The organism is Streptomyces sp. NPDC111520, from assembly GCF_055635295.1.
The window spans coordinates 13004-34505 of sequence record NZ_JBVKBW010000023.1; the positions used below are offsets into that span (position 1 = coordinate 13004).

20 protein-coding genes are annotated in these 21502 nt (G+C 72.2%); 7 read left to right on the forward strand and 13 right to left on the reverse strand.

The annotated features are described in order from the left end of the window. Positions 1-22 precede the first annotated feature (22 nt). Complete coding sequence (locus ACZ7MY_RS36560; RefSeq protein WP_499608890.1) at positions 23-229, forward strand: hypothetical protein; 207 nt, start codon at positions 23-25, stop codon at positions 227-229. On the opposite strand, the gene ACZ7MY_RS36565 is transcribed toward ACZ7MY_RS36560, so the two are convergent. After that, positions 226-636, reverse strand: coding sequence for a metal-sensitive transcriptional regulator (locus ACZ7MY_RS36565; protein ID WP_499608892.1), 411 nt, complete (start codon positions 634-636; stop codon positions 226-228). The genes ACZ7MY_RS36560 and ACZ7MY_RS36565 overlap by 4 nt on opposite strands. Before the next feature lie 194 nt (positions 637-830). Here ACZ7MY_RS36565 and ACZ7MY_RS36570 point away from each other — a divergent pair, with 194 nt between their 5' ends. Further along, a complete protein-coding gene (locus ACZ7MY_RS36570) occupies positions 831-1451 on the forward strand; it encodes a DUF47 domain-containing protein (RefSeq protein WP_026251102.1) in 621 nt (206 codons plus the stop codon). A 5-nt stretch (positions 1452-1456) separates the two neighbouring features. Next, complete coding sequence (locus tag ACZ7MY_RS36575) at positions 1457-2455, forward strand: inorganic phosphate transporter (protein ID WP_499608894.1); 999 nt, start codon at positions 1457-1459, stop codon at positions 2453-2455. 193 nt (positions 2456-2648) lie between these two features. Here ACZ7MY_RS36575 and pstB read toward each other — a convergent pair whose 3' ends face one another. From pstB to ACZ7MY_RS36620, 9 genes are all read right to left on the reverse strand, one after another. After that, positions 2649-3425 carry a phosphate ABC transporter ATP-binding protein PstB gene (gene pstB, locus ACZ7MY_RS36580; protein ID WP_499608896.1) on the reverse strand — a complete coding sequence of 259 codons (777 nt, stop codon included), beginning with the start codon at positions 3423-3425 and terminating at the stop codon, positions 2649-2651. Between the two features lie 43 nt (positions 3426-3468). Then, positions 3469-4542, reverse strand: coding sequence for a phosphate ABC transporter permease PstA (gene pstA, locus ACZ7MY_RS36585; protein ID WP_499608898.1), 1074 nt, complete (start codon positions 4540-4542; stop codon positions 3469-3471). Then, complete coding sequence (pstC, locus tag ACZ7MY_RS36590) at positions 4539-5528, reverse strand: phosphate ABC transporter permease subunit PstC (RefSeq protein ID WP_499608900.1); 990 nt, start codon at positions 5526-5528, stop codon at positions 4539-4541. The genes pstA and pstC overlap by 4 nt, the downstream gene beginning before the upstream one ends. A 101-nt stretch (positions 5529-5629) precedes the next feature. After that, positions 5630-6772 carry a phosphate ABC transporter substrate-binding protein PstS gene (gene pstS / locus ACZ7MY_RS36595; protein WP_499608902.1) on the reverse strand — a complete coding sequence of 381 codons (1143 nt, stop codon included), beginning with the start codon at positions 6770-6772 and terminating at the stop codon, positions 5630-5632. 213 nt (positions 6773-6985) lie between these two features. After that, positions 6986-7363, reverse strand: a complete 378-nt coding sequence (locus ACZ7MY_RS36600) for an NUDIX hydrolase (RefSeq protein WP_499608904.1) — start codon at positions 7361-7363, stop codon at positions 6986-6988. Positions 7364-7475: 112 nt separating this feature from the next. Further along, positions 7476-8750 carry a CHAD domain-containing protein gene (locus ACZ7MY_RS36605; RefSeq protein ID WP_499608907.1) on the reverse strand — a complete coding sequence of 425 codons (1275 nt, stop codon included), beginning with the start codon at positions 8748-8750 and terminating at the stop codon, positions 7476-7478. Beyond that, complete coding sequence (locus ACZ7MY_RS36610) at positions 8713-11019, reverse strand: RNA degradosome polyphosphate kinase (protein ID WP_499608909.1); 2307 nt, start codon at positions 11017-11019, stop codon at positions 8713-8715. Before ACZ7MY_RS36610 ends, ACZ7MY_RS36605 begins: the two co-directional genes overlap by 38 nt. A gap of 363 nt (positions 11020-11382) precedes the next feature. Next, entirely contained in the window at positions 11383-12327 is a 945-nt protein-coding gene (gene mshD / locus ACZ7MY_RS36615; protein WP_499608911.1) for a mycothiol synthase, read from the reverse strand. Beyond that, positions 12324-13520 (reverse strand): MFS transporter, encoded by a 1197-nt coding sequence (locus ACZ7MY_RS36620; protein ID WP_499608913.1) that lies wholly within the window; start codon positions 13518-13520, stop codon positions 12324-12326. Before ACZ7MY_RS36620 ends, mshD begins: the two co-directional genes overlap by 4 nt. Positions 13521-13779: 259 nt before the next feature. Here ACZ7MY_RS36620 and ACZ7MY_RS36625 point away from each other — a divergent pair, with 259 nt between their 5' ends. The 4 genes from ACZ7MY_RS36625 to ACZ7MY_RS36640 all read left to right on the forward strand — a co-directional run bounded on the left by ACZ7MY_RS36625 (position 13780) and on the right by ACZ7MY_RS36640 (position 19029). Beyond that, positions 13780-15579, forward strand: a complete 1800-nt coding sequence (locus ACZ7MY_RS36625) for a bifunctional metallophosphatase/5'-nucleotidase (RefSeq protein WP_499608915.1) — start codon at positions 13780-13782, stop codon at positions 15577-15579. A gap of 154 nt (positions 15580-15733) precedes the next feature. After that, positions 15734-16030 (forward strand): hypothetical protein, encoded by a 297-nt coding sequence (locus ACZ7MY_RS36630; protein WP_499608916.1) that lies wholly within the window; start codon positions 15734-15736, stop codon positions 16028-16030. Further along, positions 16030-17214 (forward strand): glutathionylspermidine synthase family protein, encoded by a 1185-nt coding sequence (locus ACZ7MY_RS36635; RefSeq protein ID WP_499608918.1) that lies wholly within the window; start codon positions 16030-16032, stop codon positions 17212-17214. The genes ACZ7MY_RS36630 and ACZ7MY_RS36635 overlap by 1 nt, the downstream gene beginning before the upstream one ends. A 171-nt stretch (positions 17215-17385) precedes the next feature. Then, positions 17386-19029 carry a ricin-type beta-trefoil lectin domain protein gene (locus tag ACZ7MY_RS36640; protein WP_499608921.1) on the forward strand — a complete coding sequence of 548 codons (1644 nt, stop codon included), beginning with the start codon at positions 17386-17388 and terminating at the stop codon, positions 19027-19029. Here the strand turns inward: ACZ7MY_RS36640 and ACZ7MY_RS36645 are convergent. From ACZ7MY_RS36645 to ACZ7MY_RS36655, 3 genes are all read right to left on the reverse strand, one after another. Then, complete coding sequence (locus ACZ7MY_RS36645) at positions 19026-20489, reverse strand: sensor histidine kinase (RefSeq protein WP_499608924.1); 1464 nt, start codon at positions 20487-20489, stop codon at positions 19026-19028. The two genes, ACZ7MY_RS36640 and ACZ7MY_RS36645, sit on opposite strands and share 4 nt — an antisense overlap. Further along, positions 20489-21226 (reverse strand): response regulator transcription factor, encoded by a 738-nt coding sequence (locus ACZ7MY_RS36650; protein ID WP_499608926.1) that lies wholly within the window; start codon positions 21224-21226, stop codon positions 20489-20491. Before ACZ7MY_RS36650 ends, ACZ7MY_RS36645 begins: the two co-directional genes overlap by 1 nt. A 70-nt stretch (positions 21227-21296) precedes the next feature. Continuing rightward, positions 21297-21482: a hypothetical protein gene (locus ACZ7MY_RS36655; protein WP_089227694.1), complete on the reverse strand. Its 186-nt coding sequence runs from the start codon at positions 21480-21482 to the stop codon at positions 21297-21299. Between the last annotated feature and the right edge of the window lie 20 nt (positions 21483-21502).

Below are 21502 nucleotides of genomic sequence, written 5' to 3' on the forward strand. Positions count from 1 at the left end.
CCCTACGCTGGGCGGGGAGGAGGTGGTGCACGTGGCGGTGTGGCTCCTGGACCAGGACGACCAGGTCCACGTGGCCCTCGCGGAGATCGAGCTGTGCTGCGAGCTGATGATCGCGGCGTCGGCGACGACCGAGGAACGGCTGAGTCCCGAGCGCATCGACGAGGTGCTGAACGTGGGCCCCCGCGTGCCCGCGCAGGGGACCAGGCGGTCGGCGGGGGCCGGCCGCTAGCTCCGGAGCAGCCGGGCTATGGCAGCGGTGGCCTCGGCCACCTTGTCGTCGGCCTCCGGTCCGCCCTTCGCCGCGGCGTCCGCGACGCAGTGCCGCAGGTGCTCCTCCAGCAACTGGAGAGCGAAGGACTGAAGAGCCTTCGTACCGGCCGACACCTGGGTGAGGATGTCGATGCAGTACACGTCCTGCTCCACCATGCGCTGCAGACCGCGGATCTGCCCCTCGATGCGGCGCAGCCGCTTGAGGTGCTGGTCCTTCTGCTTGGCGTAGCCGTGCTGGTGCGCTTCGTGCCCGTGCGCCTCGTGCCCGTGCTCCGGGGAGCTGTCCCCGGCCGTGTCGGCGTGCCCGGCGGCGTCCGCCGGCGACTGCGCCTGCTCCTCGGCGCCACCGGTCTCGGTGACCGTCATGATGTCCCTCCTGCCCCCTATACCCCGGCCGGGTATATCGTACCGAATTCGCCCCCATGTGCGAGGGTGCGCGGAGAACCCCTGCTGGGGCGCACCCTCGCCGATGAGCGACACTGTAGGACGCCGGTTAGCTGTGGCCGGATGATGCGCCTAGCATCAATGCGACCGAAACCGATGTATTCCGAGGACTTCACGTGCGCTTTCGTCTGACCCCCAGGGAGACGAGCTTCTACGACATGTTCGCCGCATCCGCGGACAACATCGTCACAGGGTCGAAGCTCCTCATGGAACTGCTCGGGGCCGATTCGGCCACCCGCTCGGAGATCGCCGAAAGGATGCGTGCCGCGGAGCACGCGGGCGACGACGCGACGCACGCGATCTTCCACCAGCTGAACTCCTCCTTCATCACGCCCTTCGACCGTGAGGACATCTACTCGCTGGCCTCGTCCCTCGACGACATCATGGACTTCATGGAGGAGGCCGTCGACCTGGTCGTGCTGTACCAGGTCGAGGAGCTGCCACGGGGGGTCGAGCAGCAGATCGAGGTGCTGGCCCGGGCGGCCGAGCTGACCGCCGAGGCGATGCCGCACCTGCGCACCATGGACAACCTCACCGAGTACTGGATCGAGGTCAACCGGCTGGAGAACCAGGCGGACCAGATCCACCGCAAGCTGCTGGCCCACCTCTTCAACGGCAAGTACGACGCCATCGAGGTGCTGAAGCTGAAACAGATCGTGGACGTCCTGGAGGAGGCGGCGGACGCCTTCGAGCACGTGGCCAACACCGTGGAGACCATCGCGGTCAAGGAGTCCTGACCGCGGTGGAGACCTTCTCTCTGGTCGTGACCATCGCCGTCGCGCTCTTCTTCACGTACACCAACGGCTTCCACGACTCCGCGAACGCCATCGCCACCTCCGTGTCCACCAGGGCGCTGACCCCGCGGGCCGCGCTGGCGATGGCCGCGGTGATGAACCTCGCCGGCGCCTTCCTGGGCACCGGCATCGCCAACACCGTCAGCGAGGGCCTGATCGAGACGCCGCACGGGCAGACCGGCATGGCCATCCTCTTCGCCGGGCTGGTCGGGGCGATCGTCTGGAACCTGATCACCTGGTACTACGGCCTGCCCTCCTCCAGCAGCCACGCGCTGTTCGGCGGTCTGGTCGGCGCGGCGATGGCCGGCGGCACCGGGGTCATCTGGTCCGGGGTGGTGGACAAGATCATCCTGCCGATGTTCCTCTCGCCGATCGTCGGCCTGGTCGTCGGCTACCTGGTGATGCTGGCCATCCTGTGGCTCTTCCGGAGGGCCAACCCCCACAAGGCCAAGCGCGGCTTCCGCATCGCGCAGACCGTGTCGGCCGCGGGCATGGCGCTCGGCCACGGGCTGCAGGACGCGCAGAAGACGATGGGCGTCGTGGTGCTCGCGCTGACCATCGCCGACGTCCAGGAAGAGGGCGACGGCATCCCGCTGTGGGTGAAGTTCGCCTGCGCCGCGATGCTCTCGCTCGGTACGTACGCGGGCGGCTGGCGCATCATGCGGACCCTCGGCCGCAAGATCATCGAGCTGGACCCGCCGCAGGGCTTCGCCGCGGAGACCACCGCGGCGTCGATCCTCTACACGACGGCCTACATCTTCAAGGCGCCGATCTCCACGACCCACGTCATCACCTCGGCGATCATGGGCGTGGGCGCGACGAAGCGGGTCAACGCGGTCCGCTGGGGCGTCGCCAAGAACATCGTGACCGGCTGGTTCATCACGATGCCGGCCGCGGCGCTGGTGGCCGCGCTGGTCTACGCCGTGGTGCACGCGGCCTTCGGCTGAACCGGGCGCACGGCCCGGAGCACACCGGGAGCAGTACGAGGAGGAGGCGGCGGCCGGGCACCGGCCGCCGCCTCCCGCCGTTCCCGGTCACGACGCAAATGGGCCCGCCCCCCGAACGGGGAGCGGGCCCTTCGCCTTGCGGTGGCACCGCCATGCAGCACCGCAGGACGCTGTGGGGCGGCTGCGGGACCGATCAGCCGAAGCGGCCGGAGATGTAGTCCTCGGTCGCCTGGACGGAGGGGTTGGAGAAGATCCGCTCCGTGTCGTCGATCTCGATGAGCTTGCCGGGCTGTCCGACCGCCGAGAGGTTGAAGAAGGCGGTGCGGTCGGAGACGCGCGCGGCCTGCTGCATGTTGTGGGTCACGATGACGATGGTGAAGCGCTCCTTGAGCTCGCCGATCAGGTCCTCGATGGCGAGGGTGGAGATCGGGTCGAGCGCGGAGCAGGGCTCGTCCATGAGCAGGACCTGGGGCTCGACCGCGATGGCGCGGGCGATGCACAGACGCTGCTGCTGACCGCCGGACAGGCCCGAACCGGGCTTGTTGAGGCGGTCCTTGACCTCGTTCCAGAGGTTGGCGCCGACCAGCGACTTCTCGACGATCGCGTCGAGGTCGCTCTTGCGCTTGACGCCGTTGAGCTTCAGGCCGGCCGCGACGTTGTCGTAGACCGACATGGTCGGGAACGGGTTGGGGCGCTGGAAGACCATGCCGACCGTGCGGCGCACGGAGACCGGGTCCACGCCCGCGCCGTACAGGTTCTCGTCGTCCAGCATCACCTTGCCCTCGACGCGGCCGCCGGGGGTGACCTCGTGCATGCGGTTCAGGGTGCGCAGGAAGGTGGACTTGCCGCAGCCGGAGGGGCCGATGAAGGCCGTCACCGTGCGCGGCTCGATGTTCATCGAGATGTCGTCGATCGCCTTGAAGCCGCCGTAGTAGGCGGACAGTCCGCTGACATCGATTCGCTTGGCCATGGTGGTGTTGCTCGCAATCCTTGGGTCGCTGATGTTGGCCGCGTCAGCGACCGGTCTTCGGGGCCTTCCAGCGCGCGATGCCGCGGGCCAGGAGGTTCAGGATCATGACGAAGGCGATCAGCACGAGTGCCGCCGCCCACGCCCGGTCGTAGCTGGCGTCGTTGCCGTTCTGGTACTGCTGGTAGATGTAGAACGGCAGCGAGGCCTGGGGGCCGTTGAACGGGTCGTTGTTGATCAGGTTGTTGCCGAAGACCAACAGCGCGATGGGGGCGCTCTCACCGGCGATGCGGGCGACCGCGAGCATGACGCCCGTGGTGATGCCGCCGATCGCGGTCGGGACGACCACCTTCACGATGGTGCGCCACTTGGGGACACCGAGCGCCAGCGAGGCCTCGCGCAGCTCGTTCGGGACGAGCTTGAGCATCTCCTCGGTGGAGCGGACGACCACCGGCATCATCAGGATGGCCAGGGCCATCGAGCCGGCGAAGCCCGAGGGGCCGAAGCCCAGCAGCAGGTTCCAGGTCGACAGGATGAACAGACCCGCGACGATCGACGGGATGCCCGTCATGACATCGACGAAGAAGGTCACCGCCTGGGCGAGCCGGCCCTTGCCGTACTCGACCAGGTAGACGGCGGTCAGCATGCCGATCGGGGCCGCGATGGCCGTCGCGATGCCGACCTGCTCCAGGGTGCCGATGATGGCGTGGTAGACGCCGCCGCCCTCACCGATGGTCAGCACGCCGTTCATGGAGTGCGACAGGAAGGCGCCGTCGAGGATCTTGACGCCCTTGCTGACCGTGGTCTGGATCAGCGAGTACAGCGGGAGCGCGGCGAGGACGAAGGACGCCCAGATCACGCTGGTGGCGACGCGGTCCTTGGCCTGGCGGCGGCCCTCGACCGCGGCGGCGATCGCGTAGGTGCCGAGGACGAACAGCAGGACGGCGATCAGGCCCCACTGGATCTTGCTGTCCAGGCCGCCGCCGAGGCCGATGCCGACGGCGAGCACGATCGCGCCGACCGCGATGCCCGCGGGGGCCCACTTCGGGAGCCGGCGCTGGGCCAGGGCGCGCTGCGGCACCACGGGGGCGGAGCGCTTGTCTGCGACTGCGTGGCTCATGCGTTGGCCCCCGAGTATTCCTTGCGCTTGGCGATGATCGCCCGGGCGGCGCCGTTGACGAGCAGCGTGATGACGAACAGCACCAGACCGGAGGCGATCAGGGCGTCACGGCCGAACTCGTTGGCCTCGCCGAACTTGGCGACGATGTTCTGGGAGAAGGTGCCGCCGACCGGGTCCAGGACGTGGATCGACAGGATGGGCGCGGCGGACAGCACCGTGGCCACGGCCATCGTCTCGCCGAGGGCGCGGCCGAGACCGAGCATCGAGGCGCTGATGATGCCGGACCGGGCGAAGGGGAGCACCGACATGCGGATGGTCTCCCAGCGGGTCGCGCCGAGGGCCAGGGCGGCCTCCTCGTGCATCCGCGGCACCTGCCGGAAGACCTCACGGCTGACGTTGGTGATGATCGGGAGGATCATGATCGCCAGCAGGATGCCGACGGTGAAGATCGAGCGGGCGGCGCCCTGCGGGTCTTCCTTCTCGAAGACGACGGTCCAGCCGAGGTAGTCATCCAGCCACATGTTCAGGCCGGTCATGTGCGGGACCAGGAAGAGCGCGCCCCACAGGCCGTAGATGATGCTGGGCACGGCGGCGAGCAGGTCGACGATGTACGACAGCGGGGACGCGATGCGGCGCGGCGCGTAGTGCGAGATGAACAGCGCGATGCCGACCGCGATCGGGACCGCGATGGCCATCGCGATGATCGAGCTGACGATCGTGCCGTAGGCCAGCACCGCGATGCCGAAGACCGGCGGGTTGGCGTTGGCGTTCCACTCGAAGGTGGTCAGGAAGTTGCCGTGGTCCTTGGAGATCGCGTTGATCGCGCGGATCGTCAGGAAGACCGCGATCGACGCCATGATCACCAGCAGCAGGATGCCGGACCCTCGGGACAGTCCCGAGAAGACCTTGTCGCCGATGCGCGTGACGTTGGCCCCGGCGTGCCTCGCGGTCGTTGGCGGGGTGGGGTTCTGTGCAGTTATAGCCATCGGTTTCTACTCCGGTCTGGGTGGGGGATCGCTCCCCCGGCGGCGGTGCACCGGAAGTGCGACCGGCCCCGCGACGTGTGTCGCGGGGCCGGCCGACTGGGTCAGGACAGGGCGTCCACGGTGGAGCGGACCTTCGTGGCGATCTCGGCCGGGAGCGGCGCGTAGCCGGCCTCGGACAGGATCGCCTGGCCCTCCTCGGAGGCGGTGTAGCCCAGGAAGGACTTGACCAGCGGGAGGGTCTCGGCCTTGTTGCCCTTGTCGCAGGCGATCTCGTAGGTCACCAGGACGATCGGGTAGGCGTTGTCGGCCTTGGTGGTGTACGCGGCGGACATGTCCAGGGACAGGTCGGCGCCGGTGCCGACGACCTTGGCCTGCGCGATGCCGGCGGAGGCGTTGTCGGCGGTGGCCTCGACCGGGGCGGAGGCGCCGGTGTCGATCTTGACCGTCTTGATGCTGTTGGCGGTCGCGTAGGAGAGCTCGAAGTAGCCGATCGAGCCGTTGACCTGCTTGACCTGGGCCGCGACACCGGCGGACTTGGCGGCGGACTGGCCGCCCTTGCCCGCCCACGCCTTGGCGTGCTCGTACGGCCACGCGTCCTTGGCGGCACCGTTGAAGTACTTGGTGAGGTTGTCCGTGGTGCCGGACTCGTCCTGACGGTGGAACGTCTGGATCTTGCTGCTGGGGAGCTTGGCGTCCGGGTTCAGCTTCTTGATGGCCGCGTCGTCCCAGTTGGTGATCTTCGAGTCGAAGATCTTGGCCAGGGTCGGGGCGTCCAGGACCAGGTTGTCCACGCCGGAGACGTTGTAGCCGATGGCGATCGGGCCGCCGACCATCGGGATGCTGATGCCGGTGCCGGTGGCGCAGATCTTCTTGGAGGCCTCGACCTCCTCGGGCTTCAGCGGCGAGTCGGAGCCGGCGAAGCCGTCCGTGCCGTTGTTGAAGTCGATGATGCCCTCGCCCGAGGACGACGCCTTGTAGTTGATCTGGGCGCCGGAGCAGGCCTGCTGGTAGTTCTGGACCCAGGCGTCCATGGCGTTCTGCTGCGCCGAGGAGCCGGAAGCGAGGAGCTGGCCGCCCTTGTCCGCGCACTTGATGCTGCTGGACGACGTGGAGGGCGCCTTGCTGCTGTCGCCGCCGGCGTTGGTGTTGTCGTCCGAACCGCACGCAGTGAGCATGAGAGCACCGGAGACCGCGACCGCGCCGACGGCCAGGGCGCGGAGCCCGCTCTTACGCTGAAGCTTCACCTTTGGTGATTCCTTCCTGAAGCCCGCCGGTGGACGGCGAAGCAGAGGTATGGATTTCTGCATCCACCCGGCGGCTGCTCGCTCACCGGTAAGGCCGAAATTAGGCAGATCAGGTGAAGTGGTCGACGGCCGAGGGTGAACGCAAGGTGAACCTCGCATATCAGTGCGGTGCTGTAGCCCACACCGAGTGGCATACGTCTCAGCGTGCCAGGGTCACATGCCCGTTCCGCGCAGGAACGCGTCGAGCACGACGCGGTCCCGCTCGTGGGTGAGCCGGTTGCGCGAGGCGGTCGGCGGCAGCCAGACCATCCGGTCGACCTCGCGGTTGGGGGCGAAGGAGCCCTCGCGCGCCTCGGCCGCCCAGTAGCGCACGATCTTCGTGCGCCCCTCGACGAGGTAGGTGGAGGAGGGCAGTACCCGGCCGGGCACGCAGTCCAGTCCGGTCTCCTCCCTGACCTCGCGCAGCGCACCGTGCAGGGCGGTCTCCCCGCGCTTCAACTTGCCCTTGGGGAGCGACCAGTCGTCGTACTTGGGACGGTGGATCAGCGCGATCTCCAGGCCGCCGTCGACCGGGGAGCGGCGCCACAGCACCGCCCCGGCGGCGAGGATCGGGGTGCCCGCGGTACCGGTGGCGGCGATGGCGGTGCTCCTTTCCGGGCTGCGGGTCGCGGGTCGGGCCGCTTCCGCGGACGGGCCGGACGCGTCAGCGCGCCCACAGGTGGGCGAAGGCGTACCGGGCCGCCTCCGCCTCCAGGCGCTGGTCGGCGTGGAGCACGCCCAGCGCGTAGGCGGTGGCCGGGGCGATCCGCGGGGTACGGGCGGCGGCGGTGACGGCGGCCGCCGCCTCCGCGGCCTCCCGGTGCTGTTCCAGCACCCGCGCCGCGGCGGACAGCCGGGCGGCGGAGTCCCCGTCCTCGTACGCGAGGACCTCCTGGGCGTAGCGGCGCAGCCGCAGCAGGACGCGCACCCGGTTCCACGCGGCGTCCTGGCGCTCGGCGGACAGTTCGCCGGCGAGCGCGGCATGGAGCGTCTCGCCGTTGTACGGGTGGCGTGCGCGGGTCAGCGGCAGCGCCGCCGCGGCCTCGTTGAGCCGGGCGTGGGCCTGCTCCGCCAGCAGGGGCAGCACGGTGGCGGCGGGCTTGCGCGCGCCCGGGAGCAGCGGCACCTCGGAGGCGAGCACCGCCACCGCGTCCACGACGGCGTGGAAGCGCGAGGAGCCCATGGCCTGGAGGGCCGCGGAGTGTGCCCGGGTCCGGGCGAGGGTGAGCTGACGCTCCAGCAGGGCGCCGGCCCGGGCGGCGCCCACGGCGAGCGGACCGCTCCCGGCGCCGCCGCGTTCGCCGGCCTGGGCGGGGGCGGGGGAACGACGGGCCCCCGCGGCGAGGGCCGCCGCGCCCACCGGTTCCGGGATCTCGGTGGCCGCGGGCGCGGTCGCCGTGCCGCGCGGGGTGTCCGCGACGCCGTTGAGGCGCTCGCGGGAAGCTTCGGGGGCCGCCGCCGGGTCGGGCGCACCGGGCACCGGCAGCCACAGACCGAGGTCGTCGTCGGCGGGGACGGGGGCGGCGGGGATGCCCCCGGCGTCCTCGGCGGAGGCCAGCCGCTGGAGAGCGCCGATCAGCCGGCCGAGCCGGGCGGCGTAGCGGTGCTCGCGGCCGAGGGTGTCGGTGAGCCAGCCGAGCTCGCCCCGCAGCGGGTCGGCCCAGCCGGGATCGGTGAGCGAGCCGAAGGTGTGCAGGGTGCCGGCGATGCGGCGGGCCGAGCGGCGCATCTGCCGGCCGGTCTCGGCGGTGTCGTCCTGGGGACGGCCGGGTTCGCCCTCGCGTGGTGCCAGCGCGCGCAGAAAGGCCGTCGCCTCGTCCCGCAGGTACTGTCCGAGGACCGCACCGGCCTCACGGTCGGGGAACCCGCCGGCGGCCGGGCCGGCGGGCGTCGCTGCCGTGTCAGGGTGTCGCTGGGCCACGCCGGCGCCTCCGCGCATCGATGAGCATCTCCTGGATGTGGGGCAGCGGACGCCCTTCGGCGTCGGTGCTGTGCCGGGTCCAGTCCCCGTCCGGACCGAGCCACCAGGACGAGGTGGAGTCCGAGGTTCCGGTCTCCAGCAGCCGGTTCAGCGAGGCCCGGTGCGCCGGGTCGGAGACCCGGACCAGCGCCTCGATCCGGCGGTCGAGGTTGCGGTGCATCATGTCGGCGCTGCCGAGCCACACCTCGGGGTCGCCTCCGTTGCCGAAGACGAAGACCCGGGAGTGCTCCAGGAAGCGGCCGAGCACACTGCGCACCCTGATGTTCTCCGACAGGCCCGGCACTTCCGGGCGCAGTGCGCAGATGCCGCGCACCCAGACGTCGACGGGCACGCCGGCCATGGAGGCCCGGTACAGCGCGTCGATGACCGCCTCGTCGACCATCGAGTTGGCCTTGATCCGGATGTACGCGGGCCGGCCCTCGCGGTGGTGGGCGATCTCCGCGAGGATCCGCGAGACCAGCCCGTCGCGCAGGCTGCGCGGGGCCACCAGCAGCCGGTTGTACGTCTCGCGGCGCGAGTAGCCGGAGAGCCGGTTGAACAGGTGCGACAGGTCGGCGCCGACCTGCGGGTCGGCGGTCAGCAGCCCGAGGTCCTCGTAGAGCCGGGCGGTCTTCGGGTGGTAGTTGCCGGTGCCGACGTGGCTGTAGCGGCGCAGGGTGTCGCCCTCCTGGCGGACCACCAGCGACAGCTTGCAGTGCGTCTTCAGCCCGACCAGGCCGTAGACGACGTGGCAGCCCGCCTCCTCCAGCTTGCGGGCCCACTTGATGTTGGCCTGCTCGTCGAAGCGCGCCTTGATCTCGACCAGCACCAGGACCTGCTTGCCGGCCTCGGCGGCGTCGATCAGGGCGTCCACGATCGGCGAGTCGCCGGAGGTGCGGTACAGGGTCTGCTTGATGGCCAGGACGTCCGGGTCCTGCGCGGCCTGCTCCAGGAACCGCTGCACGGAGGTGGAGAAGGAGTTGTACGGGTGGTGCAGCAGCACGTCCCGTTCGCGCAGCGCCGCGAAGACGTCGGTGGCGTGCGCGGACTCGACCTCGGCCAGGTCGGGGTGGGTGCCGCCGACGAACTTCGGGTACTTCAGCTCCGGACGGTCCTGCCCGGCGATCGCGAACAGCCCCGTCAGGTCGAGCGGCCCGGGCAGCGGGTAGACCTCGGCGGCCTCTATGTTCAGCTCCTGGGCCAGCGTGTCCAGGGCCTGCGGGGCGATCGACTCCTCGACCTCGAGGCGGACCGGGGGCCCGAAGCGGCGCCGCAGCAGTTCCTTCTCCAGTGCCTGGAGCAGGTTCTCCGCGTCGTCCTCCTCGACCTCCAGGTCCTCGTTCCGGGTCACCCGGAACATGTGGCTGTCCAGCACCTCCATGCCCGGGAACAGCTCCTCCAGGTGCGCGGCGATGACGTCCTCCAGCGGGACGAAGCGCTGCGGGCCGGCCTCGAGGAAGCGGGACAGGATCGGCGGGACCTTCACACGGGCGAAGTGGTCGTGCCCGGAGACCGGGTTGCGCACGGTGACGGCCAGGTTCAGCGACAGGCCGGAGATGTACGGGAACGGGTGCGCCGGGTCGACGGCCAGCGGGGTCAGGACCGGGAAGATCTTGTTCCTGAAGAGCGTGAAGAGCCGGGCCTGCTCCTTCTCGGTGAGGTCGTTCCACCGGATGATGTGGATGTCCTCCTCGGCGAGCGCCGGGGCCACGTCGTTCTGGAAGCAGGCGGCGTGCCGCGCCATGAGCTCGCGGGCGCGGCTGAGGATGTTCTCCAGCACCTTGGTGGGCGGCAGGCCGGAGGCCGAGCGCTGGGCGACGCCGGTGGTGATGCGGCGCTTCAGGCCGGCGACCCGGACCATGAAGAACTCGTCCAGGTTGCTGGCGAAGATGGCGAGGAAGTTGGCCCGTTCGAGGAGGGGCGTCTCCGGGTCCTCGGCGAGTTCCAGCACCCGCTCGTTGAAGGCCAGCCAGCTCTGCTCGCGGTCCAGGAAGCGGTTCAGCGGGAGCTCTTCCGCCGGCTCCTCGTCCTCCGCGGCGTCGGCGGGGCGGGCCTCGCCGCTCTTCTCCGCGGGACGCGGCACCGTCGACAGGCCGTCCAGGCGCTTCAGTTCGGGGTGCAGGGGCGGGACGACGTGCGGCCGGCCGTAGGCCGGGGACTGCTCCTCCGGCGTTTCGGACTCGGCCGGGGTGGTACCGGAGCCGGACCGCTCGGTCCGGGCGTTCGTCGGGAAATTCATCGAGGCCATGGGTGCGAGCCCTCCTCCGGATCCGGCACGTCGTTCAGGTGGACGGCGGCGCGCGGAACCCGGCCACCGACCATGCCTCCATTGTCCCCGGCGAGCCGGGATACCGGCAGGTCGAGAGGGGGGAGGTGGGTGGCGGCGGGCGTCTGCATTCACAGATGCTCGCAAGCGAGTTTGAATCGCCGGTAACGGGCAGGTGGCGGTCAGGAAATCGCCGTACGTACCGGCCGTGACCGGGCGGTCACCACGACGGCCCCGCCGGGGCTCCCCGGCGGCCCCCGCGCCGTCCCGCCGCGGATCCGCCGCGGACCGGGCCCCGGCAGGGCGATGGCCCGTCCGGGGGGGCGGGCCGCCCGGCGGCGGGGCTCAGGTCTCCGTGCGGTACATGAGGTCGACCTCGTGCGTGGTGAAGCCGAGGCGTTCGTAGACGGCGAGGGCGGGTGCGTTGTCCGCGTCGACGTAGAGCATCGCGGTGGGCAGGCCGCGGTCGTGCACGAGGTGCCGCAGCCCGGTCAGGGTGAGCGCCCGGCCCAGGCCGCCGCCCTGCTCCTCGGGGTGGATGCCCAGCACGTAGACCTCGCCGAGGCGCTCGCGCGCGTGCACCTTCGTCCAGTGGAAGCCGGCCAGCCGGTCGCCGCGGAAGGCGAGGAAGAAGCCGGCCGGGTCGAACCAGGGCTCGGCCTTGCGGTCGTCCAGGTCGCGCTGGGTGAGGCTGCCCTGCTCGGGGTGGTGCGCGAAGGCGGCGGCGTTGACCGCCAGCCAGGCGGCGTCGTCCCGGCCGGGGACGAAGGTGCGCACGGTGACGCCGGCGGGGTACACGGGCTCGCCCAGCGGGGGCGCGCCGGCTCCCTCCGCCAGCGGGCGGCGCAGCTGCCGCAGCTCGCGGAAGAGGGCGAGACCGAGCAGTCCGGCCAGGTGGCGGGCGGCGGGGTGGCCGCCGTGCGCCCACACCCGCAGCCGCTTGCCGGAGGTGGCGAGCAGGGCGTGGCCGAGCGCGCGGCCGTGGCCCTGAGCGCGGTGCGCCGGGTGGATGACCATCTCGGCGGCGGGGGCCTCGACCGGGTCGGTGTCCTCCAGTTGGGCGTACCCGACGAGCGCGCCGTCGCTCTCGACCAGCAGGTGGGTCACGCCCTCACGGACGCCGCCGCGCAGGTGGAGCCGGCCCTGCTCGGAGACCGCGGCCTGGCCGTCGACCTCCGCGGCCGCCTCGATCAGGGCGAGGACCGCGTCGGCCCGGCCGGGGCTCAGCTCGTCGAGGGTCTCGATCCGGCGGGGGCCCACGGCGGTCTGCTGTGCTGCTGCGTCGGTCATGGGACCGAGCTTACGACCGCGGGGGTGCGGGAGGTGTCCATCGGCACCAGTGCCGCCGCACCGCAGGCCACGACCGCCGCGGCGGCGAGGGCGGGCCAGTAGCCGGTGGCCGAGATGAGGGCGGCGCTCAGCGGAGGGACGAGGGCGGCGGTCAGGTTCTGGCCGGTGTTGTGGACGCCGAGGGCGCGACCGGACCAGGACGGGCCCGCCCGTTCGGCCGTGGCGGTGAAGGACAGCCCGTTGGTGCCGGCGGTGATCCCGACGGACAGCACGAGGGCGGCCGCGGTCAGCGGCGAGGGGAAGGCCGCGGTCAGGGCGGCCGCCGAGACCACCACGGCGGTGAGGACGGCCAGTTGCCGCATCGGCCGCAGCCGGCTGCCGACCCGGTCCGACCAGCGTCCGGCGGCGATCCGGGTGCAGGCCCCCAGTACCTGCGCGAGGGCGATCAGCCGCCCGGCGCCGACCGCCGACCAGCCCCGGGTGTCCACCAGCAGCACCAGGGCGAAGGCTCCCGCCGTGAACTGCGGTACGACCAGCAGCGCGCCCGCGCCGTGGATCCGCCACAAGGTGGCCGAGCCCCGGTAGGGGTTGACGGCCGGGGAGGCCCCGGGAGCGGCCTGCGGGCGTGCCGGGTCGGCGGCGAACAGCGCGACCATGCAGGCGACGGCCCCGCACACCGCGGCCAGGAAGCCGAAGGCGCCGCGCACCCCGTACGCGGCCGCGAGCGACGGCATGGTCAGCGCGGCCACGCCCATGCCGAGCGGGGTGGAGGTCTGCCGGATGCCCATGGCCAGTCCGCGCTCCCGGGCGGAGAACCAGCCCATGACGAGGCGTCCGCTCGCGGAGTACACCGAGGCCCCCGCGGCTCCGGCCAGGGCGAGCAGCGCGCCCAGTGCCGTCGTGCCGCGCCCGGCGCCCACCGGGCCGGCCGCGAGGGCGAGCAGCACGGCGGCGCCACCGAGACCCGAGGCGATCACGACGCGTTCGCCGTACCGGTCCGCGGCGGCGCCCCAGGCGACGAGGGCCGCGACCAGCCCGGCGGTGGGGCAGGCGATGAGGAGCCCGATCTGCGGCAGGGTCAGGTGTGCGGTGTCCCGCAACGCGGCGGCCAGGTAGGGGACTCCGTAGACGAAGGCGCAGGCGGCGGTCTGCGCCCCGGTGCCCAGGGCGAGCATCAGCCAGCGGCGGCGCATGGCGTGCACCTCCTCGGTCGGTGGTGGATCCAACTATGCAGCTGGTTCGAATGGCGAGACAGATCCTTCCGAGATGTGAGACGTCATCCCTGGAGATCCGACATGTACCGATCAGTCGAAACCTGCCCGTAACCGCAAAGCCACTGACAACTACGCGCGTTGACCATAGGCTGCCGCCGTCCTCCGTCCTCCGTCCTCCGTCCCACGTCCATCGCCCACGTCCATCGCTCACGTCCACCGCTCACGTCCAAGGGGACCCATGTCTGTGACCCACCCGCGTCACCGTGGCGCACGCCGCGTCGCCGCCGCGACCGCCGGCCTGGCCGCGGTCGGTGCGCTCGTCATAGCGAGCCCGACCGCCCAGGCCCACGAGACCCACCACGGGGGTCACGGCCACGGCAGCCGGACCGTCGACCTCCAGCTGCTCGCCGTCAACGACTTCCACGGCAACCTGGAGCCCCCGGCCGGTTCCTCCGGCCGCGTCACCGAGCTCCAGGCGGACGGCACCACCAAGACGATCGACGCCGGCGGCGTCGAGTACCTGGCCTCCAGCCTGCGCACCGCCCGCAAGGGCCAGGCGCGTTCGCTCACCGTCGCCGCGGGCGACATCGTCGGCGCCAGCCCGCTGCTGTCCGGCCTGTTCCACGACGAGCCCACCGTCGAGGCCATGAACAAGCTGGGCCTGGACGTCACCGGCGTCGGCAACCACGAGTTCGACGAGGGCAAGGACGAGCTGCTCCGCCTGCAGAACGGCGGCTGCCACCCGGTCGAGGGCTGCTACGAGAAGGGCCGCAAGTTCAAGGGCGCGGACTACCCGATCCTCTCGGCGAACGTCGTCAACGAGAAGACCGGCCGCCCGCTGCTCAAGCCGTACACCATCGAGAACGTCAAGGGCGTCCGCGTCGGCTTCATCGGCGTCACGCTCGAGGGCACCCCCAACATCGTCTCCGCCGAGGGAGTCAAGGGCCTGAAGTTCCTCGACGAGGTCGAGACGATCAACAAGTACACCAAGGAGCTCAAGCGCAAGGGCGTCAACGCCGTCGTCGCGCTCGTGCACGAGGGCGGCTTCCCCGCCTCCTCCGCGTACAACTACAACTGCGACGCGGGCGGCGCCGGCACCGGTCTGTCCGGCCCGATCGTCGACATCGCGAAGAACACCTCGGCGGACGTCGACGCGCTGGTCACCGGCCACACGCACAACGCGTACGTCTGCACCGTCCCGGACCCCAAGGGCCACGACCGCCTGGTCACCAGCGCGGCCTCCTTCGGCCGGCTCTTCACCGAGCTGGACATGAAGTACGACCTGCGCACCCACGACATCGTGCGCGCCTCGGTGCGCGGCTCGAACCACGTCGTCGACCGCACCCAGAGCAAGGCCGCGGACCTGACGGCGCTGATCGGCCGCTGGCAGACGCTGGCCGCCCCGGTCGCGGGCCGCACCGTCGGCTACATCTCCCAGGACATCAACCGGGCCGGCAACGAGTCGCCGCTCGGCGACCTGATCGCCGACGCGCAGCTCGCCTACGGCAAGTCGCTCGACCCCGACACCGACCTCGCCCTGATGAACCCCGGCGGCATCCGCACCGACCTGGTGCACAAGGCCACCGGCAGCGAGGGCGACGGCGTGGTCACCTACGCGGAGGGCTTCGCGGTCCAGCCGTTCAGCAACACGGTCAACCTGCGGAACCTGACCGGCGCCCAGCTGGTCACCGTGCTGCAGCAGCAGGTCAGCGGCGCCAACGCGGCCGCCCCGAAGATCCTGCAGATCTCCGCCGGCCTGACCTACACGCTGGACCTCACCAAGTCCGGCGCCGACCGCGTCGTCGCGGGCTCGATCCGCCTGAACGGTGCCCCGATCGACCCGGCGGCCACCTACCGCGTCGCGATGAACAACTTCCTCGCGGGCGGCGGCGACGGCTTCGCCGAGCTGGCCAACGGGACGAACGAGCTCGTCGGCGGCGACGACCTGGCCGCGCTCAACGCCTACCTGACCGCCAACTCCTCGGCCTCCGCGCCGCTGGCGGCCCCGGCGGCCGACCGCATCACGATCGTCCAGTAGTACGCGGCGGGAGCGGGCAGGGCCCGCGACCGCACACCGCACCGGGGGCGGCCGTCGACACCGACGGCCGCCCCCGGCCGTTCCCGGCCGTTTTCGCCAGGGCGCCCGCGACCCCGCCCTCGTGCTGTGGGCCTCCGCTGCCTACGCTGTGGACATGACGACAACGGGGCGACGGCGGTTCAGGTCCGGCACGGTGATCCTCGGCGGCATGGGTGTGCTCGCCGCGGCGCTGACCGCGTGCGGCTCCGAACCCGACAAGCGTTGCGTCGACCCCGAGACCTACCGGACGCTTCCTTCCAAGGAGTGCGAGGACGATCACGGCCACGGCCGCTACTACTACGGCGGCAGCGTCCGGAGCGGGAAGGCCAAGGGCGGCAGCTTCGACAAGTCGTCGGTGAAGACCGGGGGCTTCGGCGGCCACGGCTCGGGCCACGGGTCCGGCGGCGGCTGATGCGCCGGCACTCCGTCGAGCCGCGGCCCGGCTGGCAGCGGACCGTGGAGGAGCAGGGCGTCGTCTACCCGCTGACCCGCTACCCCGACGGCTCGCTGCGGCCGTACTGGGACGAGAGCGGCTACTACGAGTTCTCGCTCCCCGAGGTCGAGGCCCTGGAGGAGACCGTCGAGGAACTGCACGCGATGTGCCTCGCCGCAGCGGAGCACATCGTCGCCGAGGACCGCTTCGCCGAGCTCGGCGTCCACGACCCGCGCCTGGCCGGGCGGATCGCCGAGTCCTGGCGGCGGCGCGCGGAACTCCCCTCCCTCTACGGCCGTTTCGACCTGCGCTACGACGGGACCGGCCCGGCGAAGCTGCTGGAGTACAACGCCGACACCCCCACCTCGCTGGTCGAGGCGGCCGGCGCCCAGTGGTTCTGGATGGAGGACCGCTTCCCCGGCGCGGACCAGTGGAACTCCCTCCACGAACGCCTCGTCGACGCGTGGCGGCGCCAGGCCCCGCTGCTGCCGCCCGGCCCGGTGCACTTCGTGCACACCGAGGCCGACGAGCTCGGCGAGGACCTGATGACGGTGGCCTACCTGCGGGAGACCGCGGAACAGGCCGGTCTCGACACCCATGCCCTGTCGGTGGAGGCGATCGGCTGGGACGAGCTGTCCGGCCGCTTCGTCGACGACCGGCTGCGCTTCATCCGCAGCTGCTTCAAGCTCTACCCCTGGGAATGGCTGGCCACCGACCAGTTCGGCGGTCACGTCCTGGACACCCTCGACAACGGCGGCGGCACCGGCACGACCTGCTGGATCGAGCCCGCCTGGAAGATGCTGCTCTCCAACAAGGCGCTGCTGGCCGTCCTGTGGGAGCTCTACCCCGGCCACCCCAACCTCCTCGCCGCGTACCTCGACGGTCCCCGTGAGCTCGCCCGGACCACGGGCTGGGTCGCCAAGCCGCTGCTCGGCCGGGAGGGGGCGGGCGTCACCGTGCACCGGGCGGGCGAGGCCGCGGCGCCGCCCGCCGACGAGCCCTGCTGCTACCAGGAACTGGCCCCGCTGCCCGTGTTCGACGGCAACCACGTGGTGCTGGGCGCCTGGGTCGTGGCGGACGAGGCGGCCGGGCTCGGCATCCGCGAGTCGGCGGGCCTGGTCACCGACACGTACGCGCGCTTCCTGCCGCACGTGATCAGCTGAGCCGGAACGGCAGCGCGGGGTGACCCTTCGGCGACCGCGCGTGGGCTGAAGCGCTTACCCCTTCCGGCGCCGGGGAGTTACCGGCGGGAACACTTTCCTCGGCAGTAACTTGTGCTTCACCATGGGCAGCCCCGTCCCTCCAGACCCATCGATGTGTCCGGGTGGTCCGCCGTGTCCCAGAAGCACCAAGCGCCCGTGTACGAGGAGTTGTCCGACGCCGCCCTCACCGAGCGGGTACGGGCCGGCGCGCCGACCGCCTACCCGGCGACCGAGGAACTGCGCCGCCGCCACCTGCCCGCCGTCGCCTGCTACGCCCGGCTGTGCACCCGTGACGGGGCCGCCGCCGACCAACTCGCCGCGCAGGCCTTCGCGCTGGCCTGGCAGGAGGTGCACCGCGGCGTCGACCCCCGCGGCCCCTGGCGGCACCGGCTGCTGATGCTCGTCCACCAGGCCGCCGCCGTGTGGGCGGCCGGCAGCCGCCGCGAACGGCTCGGCGACGCGTACGCCGCCTTCATCGACGACATCCGCGGCGCCGAGCAGCGCCTTCCCGGCCTGCCGGGCCTGCCCGTCCACCCCCGGCTCCACCTGGCCGAACGCTCCGTGCCGGCCGGTGCCTTCGCCGCCTTGCCGCAGCACACCCAGGGCGTGCTGTGGCACGCCGTCGTGGAGCGGGAGAGCGCCGCCGGCGTCGCCCTGTGCACCGGCGACCGGCCCCCGGAGGTCGCGGACCTGACCGCCAGGGCCCGGGACGCGCTGCGCGAGGCCTACCTGCGGACGTACCTGGACCGCAGCCAGGACCCCCGCTGCAAGGGCTTCGGCCGGCTCCTCGACGCCGCCGCCCGCCGCGACGACGCCCGGCAGAACGCGGACGTGGACCGGCACCTCGCGCACTGCCCGGGCTGTTCCGGCGCGCTGGAGACGCTGATCGCCCTCGAACGCGACCCCCGGCCGCTGCTGGTCGCGGCCCTGCTCGGCTGGGCGGGGCCCGCCTACCTGGCGGCCCGGTCCGCCCCCGAGCCGCCCGCCACCGCGCCCGCCCCGCCCGCGGCGCCCGGCACCTCCCGCCGGCGCCGGCGGCCCGGCCCGCTGGAGCGGCTGCTGAGGCTGCGCACCCGCTACCCCTCTCCGCTGGTCTCCCTGCTGCTCGTCGCCGTCGCCGCCCTGGCCGCCACCGGTCTGGTCTACGCGACGGGCGACCACCCCGCCCCGACCGGTAACGGCGGGGCGCTGCCCAGGCCGCCGGCGGTCACGGTCACCGCGACCGCCACGCAGACCGTCACCCCGAGCCCCACCGCGACGCCGGGCCCCTCCCGTACGGCGGGCGGCTCCGGCGGCCCGGGCGGGACGGCGACCCGGTCGCCCGCGCCGCCGACGCGCACGCCGGGCACCCGGCCGCCGCGGAAGGTGCCGGGCAGTGCCTACGCCCAGGTCGTCAACGACGCGTCGGGTCTCTGCCTGGACGTACGGGACGAGGAGTTCGACAAGGGGGACGACGTCATCGTCGCCGGCTGCGACGCGGGCTCGGCCTCACAGAAGTGGCGGGTGGACCCGCGCGGCCTGCTGGTCAACGGCGCGGACCCCGCCTTCTGCCTGGACTCGCGCGGCGACACCGACCGCGGCCTCGGCATCTGGGCCTGCTCGTCGGTCGAGGGCGGGAACGCGGCGAACCTGCTGTTCCTGGTCGACTCGCTGGGCCGGGTCCGCCCGCAGATCGACCTCGGTACCGCGATGCGGCCGGACGGCTCGATCCCCGGCTCCACCCTCTCCTTCACCACCGTCGGCACCGCCGACGCCCAGCGCTGGCACGCCGGTTAGCCGGCCGGCGTGCCCTCCGGCGCCTCGGGGGGCGGGGTCCGCGCCCCGGGCAGCCGGACGACCGCCACGGTGCCGCCGCCCTGCGCGGGCTGCAGCGCGACGGTGCCGCCGAGCTGCTGCACCGTACGGGCCACGATCGACAGGCCCAGGCCCGAGCCGGGCAGGCTGCGGGCGGAGGCCGAGCGCCAGAAGCGCTCGAAGACGTGCGGGAGGTCCTCCGGGGGGATGCCCGGACCGTGGTCCCTGACGGTCAGCTCCCCGCCGTGCAGTTCCACCTCGACCGTGCCGGCCGGCGGGCTGAACTTCACCGCGTTGTCCAGGAGGTTGATCACCGCCCGTTCCAGGGCCGACGGCTCGGCCCGCAGGTACCAGGGGGCCAGGTCGGCGGTGATCTTCAGGTCGGGGCCGGTACGCCGCCGGGCCCGCTCCAGCGCGGCCTCCACGACCTCGTGCAGCGCCACGGTCTGCGGGGGCGCGCCGCCGTGCGCCGCGTCCGGCCGGGACAGCTCCTGCAGGTCGCCGATGAGCGCCGCCAGTTCGCCCATCTGCGCCTTCACCGACAGCATCAGCTCCCGGCGGTCCTCCGCGGGCAGCTCCCGTCCGGTCAGCTCGCTGCGTTCCAGCAGTTCGATGTTGGTGCGCAGGGAGGTGAGCGGGGTACGCAGCTCGTGCCCGGCGTCCGCGATCAGCTGCTGCTGGAGTTCACGGGAGGAGGACAGCGCGGCCGTCATCGAGTTGAAGGACGCCGACAGCCGCGCGATCTCGTCGCGGCCCTCGACCGGGATGCGGACGCTCAGGTCCTCGGTGCGCGCCACGTGCTCCACGGTGTCGGTGAGCCGGTCCACCGGCTTGAGCCCCGCGCGGGCCACGCCGAGGCCGGCCGCGCTCGCGCCGAGCACCCCTATGCCGCTGACGGCCAGCAGGATCAGGGCGAGGGTGTTGAGCGGGCCGGTCACCTCGTCCAGCGGGCGGCCGACCGAGATGGCGGCCTGCTCCGTCCGCTGGCGGGAGTACTCGATCTGGGCGGGCCGCGTCAGCACCCGCATCTCCGTGCCGTCCTTCGTGGTCACGGTCTGCAGGGACTCCGAGGACTGCCCCCGCACCACGGCCAGGTCCGCCTCCGTCACCGGGAGCATCTCGTCGCCGAGCACCCAGCAGCCCGTGCCGTCCTCGGTGACGAGCAGCACGGACGAGTGGTTGGGGTTGAAGGAGAGCGGCCCGTCGGACGTGTCGCTCTGCGGTGAGCTCAGGCACCCGTAGTCGCCGAGCACACTCCGGGCGGCGGGGGCCGCGTTGCCCGGCGCGCGCAGCGACTCGTCGAGCTGGTCCATCAGCTGCTTCTCCACGATGAACCAGCAGGCCAGTGCACACGCGGCCACGGCGACCGCCACGGCGGCCGCGGTGAGGATCGCCAGCCGGGACCGCAGCGGCAGCGAGCGGAAGCGCGGGATGCGCCGCATCAGCCCTTGCCCTCCGCGGAGCGCAGTACGTAGCCGACGCCCCGCACGGTGTGGACCAGCCGCGGCAGGCCCCCGGCCTCCGTCTTGCGCCGCAGGTACATCACGTACACGTCCAGGGAGTTGGAGCTCGGCTCGAAGTCGAAGCCCCAGACCGCCTTGAGGATCTGCTCGCGGGTGAGCACCTGGCGCGGGTGGGCGAGGAACATCTCCAGCAGGGTGTACTCGGTGCGGGTCAGCTCGACCGGCACACCGGCCCGGGTGACCTCCCGGGTCGAGGTGTCCATCCGCAGGTCCGCGAAGGACAGTGCGCTCTCCTCGCCGGTGGCGCCGCCCGTCACCGTCGCGTACGCGCTGCGCCGCAGCAGCGCCCGCAGCCTGGCCAGCAGTTCGTCCAGCTCGAAGGGCTTGACCAGGTAGTCGTCGGCGCCGGCGTCGAGACCGGTGACCCGGTCGCCGACCGTGTCGCGGGCGGTGAGCATGAGGATCGGTGTGGTGGTGCCGCCGGACCGGAGCCTGCGGGCGGTGGTGAGGCCGTCCATGCGCGGCATGAGGACGTCGAGGACGATCGCGTCCGGCCGGTAGGAGGCGACCTGGTCCAGAGCGGCCAGGCCGTCCTCCGCCAGCTCGGTCTCGTATCCCTCGAAGGCGAGGCTGCGCCTGAGTGCTTCGCGGACCGCGGGTTCGTCGTCCACGATCAGGATGCGGGCGGGGGCCTCGCCGTTCTCGCCGGGGCTCATGGTCTTCCACCTCGCGGGATGAGGGTTGGGGGCGGTGGGTGCCGCCTGGGGGTGCGGGGTGCTCCGGTTCTTAGCCTCGCACGGCGGCGAGGCGGTGGGCCGCAATCGCCCGGCGCGCGTAGCGGCGCGCGTACCGGCGGGTGGTCGCGATCTCGGGCTCGCGGGCGGCCGGCTCCCGGTAGGGGATCAGCGCGCGGTCGGCGGGGCCGGAGGGGACGGTAGCGGGGTGGAGGGAGGTGCTGAGGAAGACGTTCATGGTGCCCACATCCCTTCGAT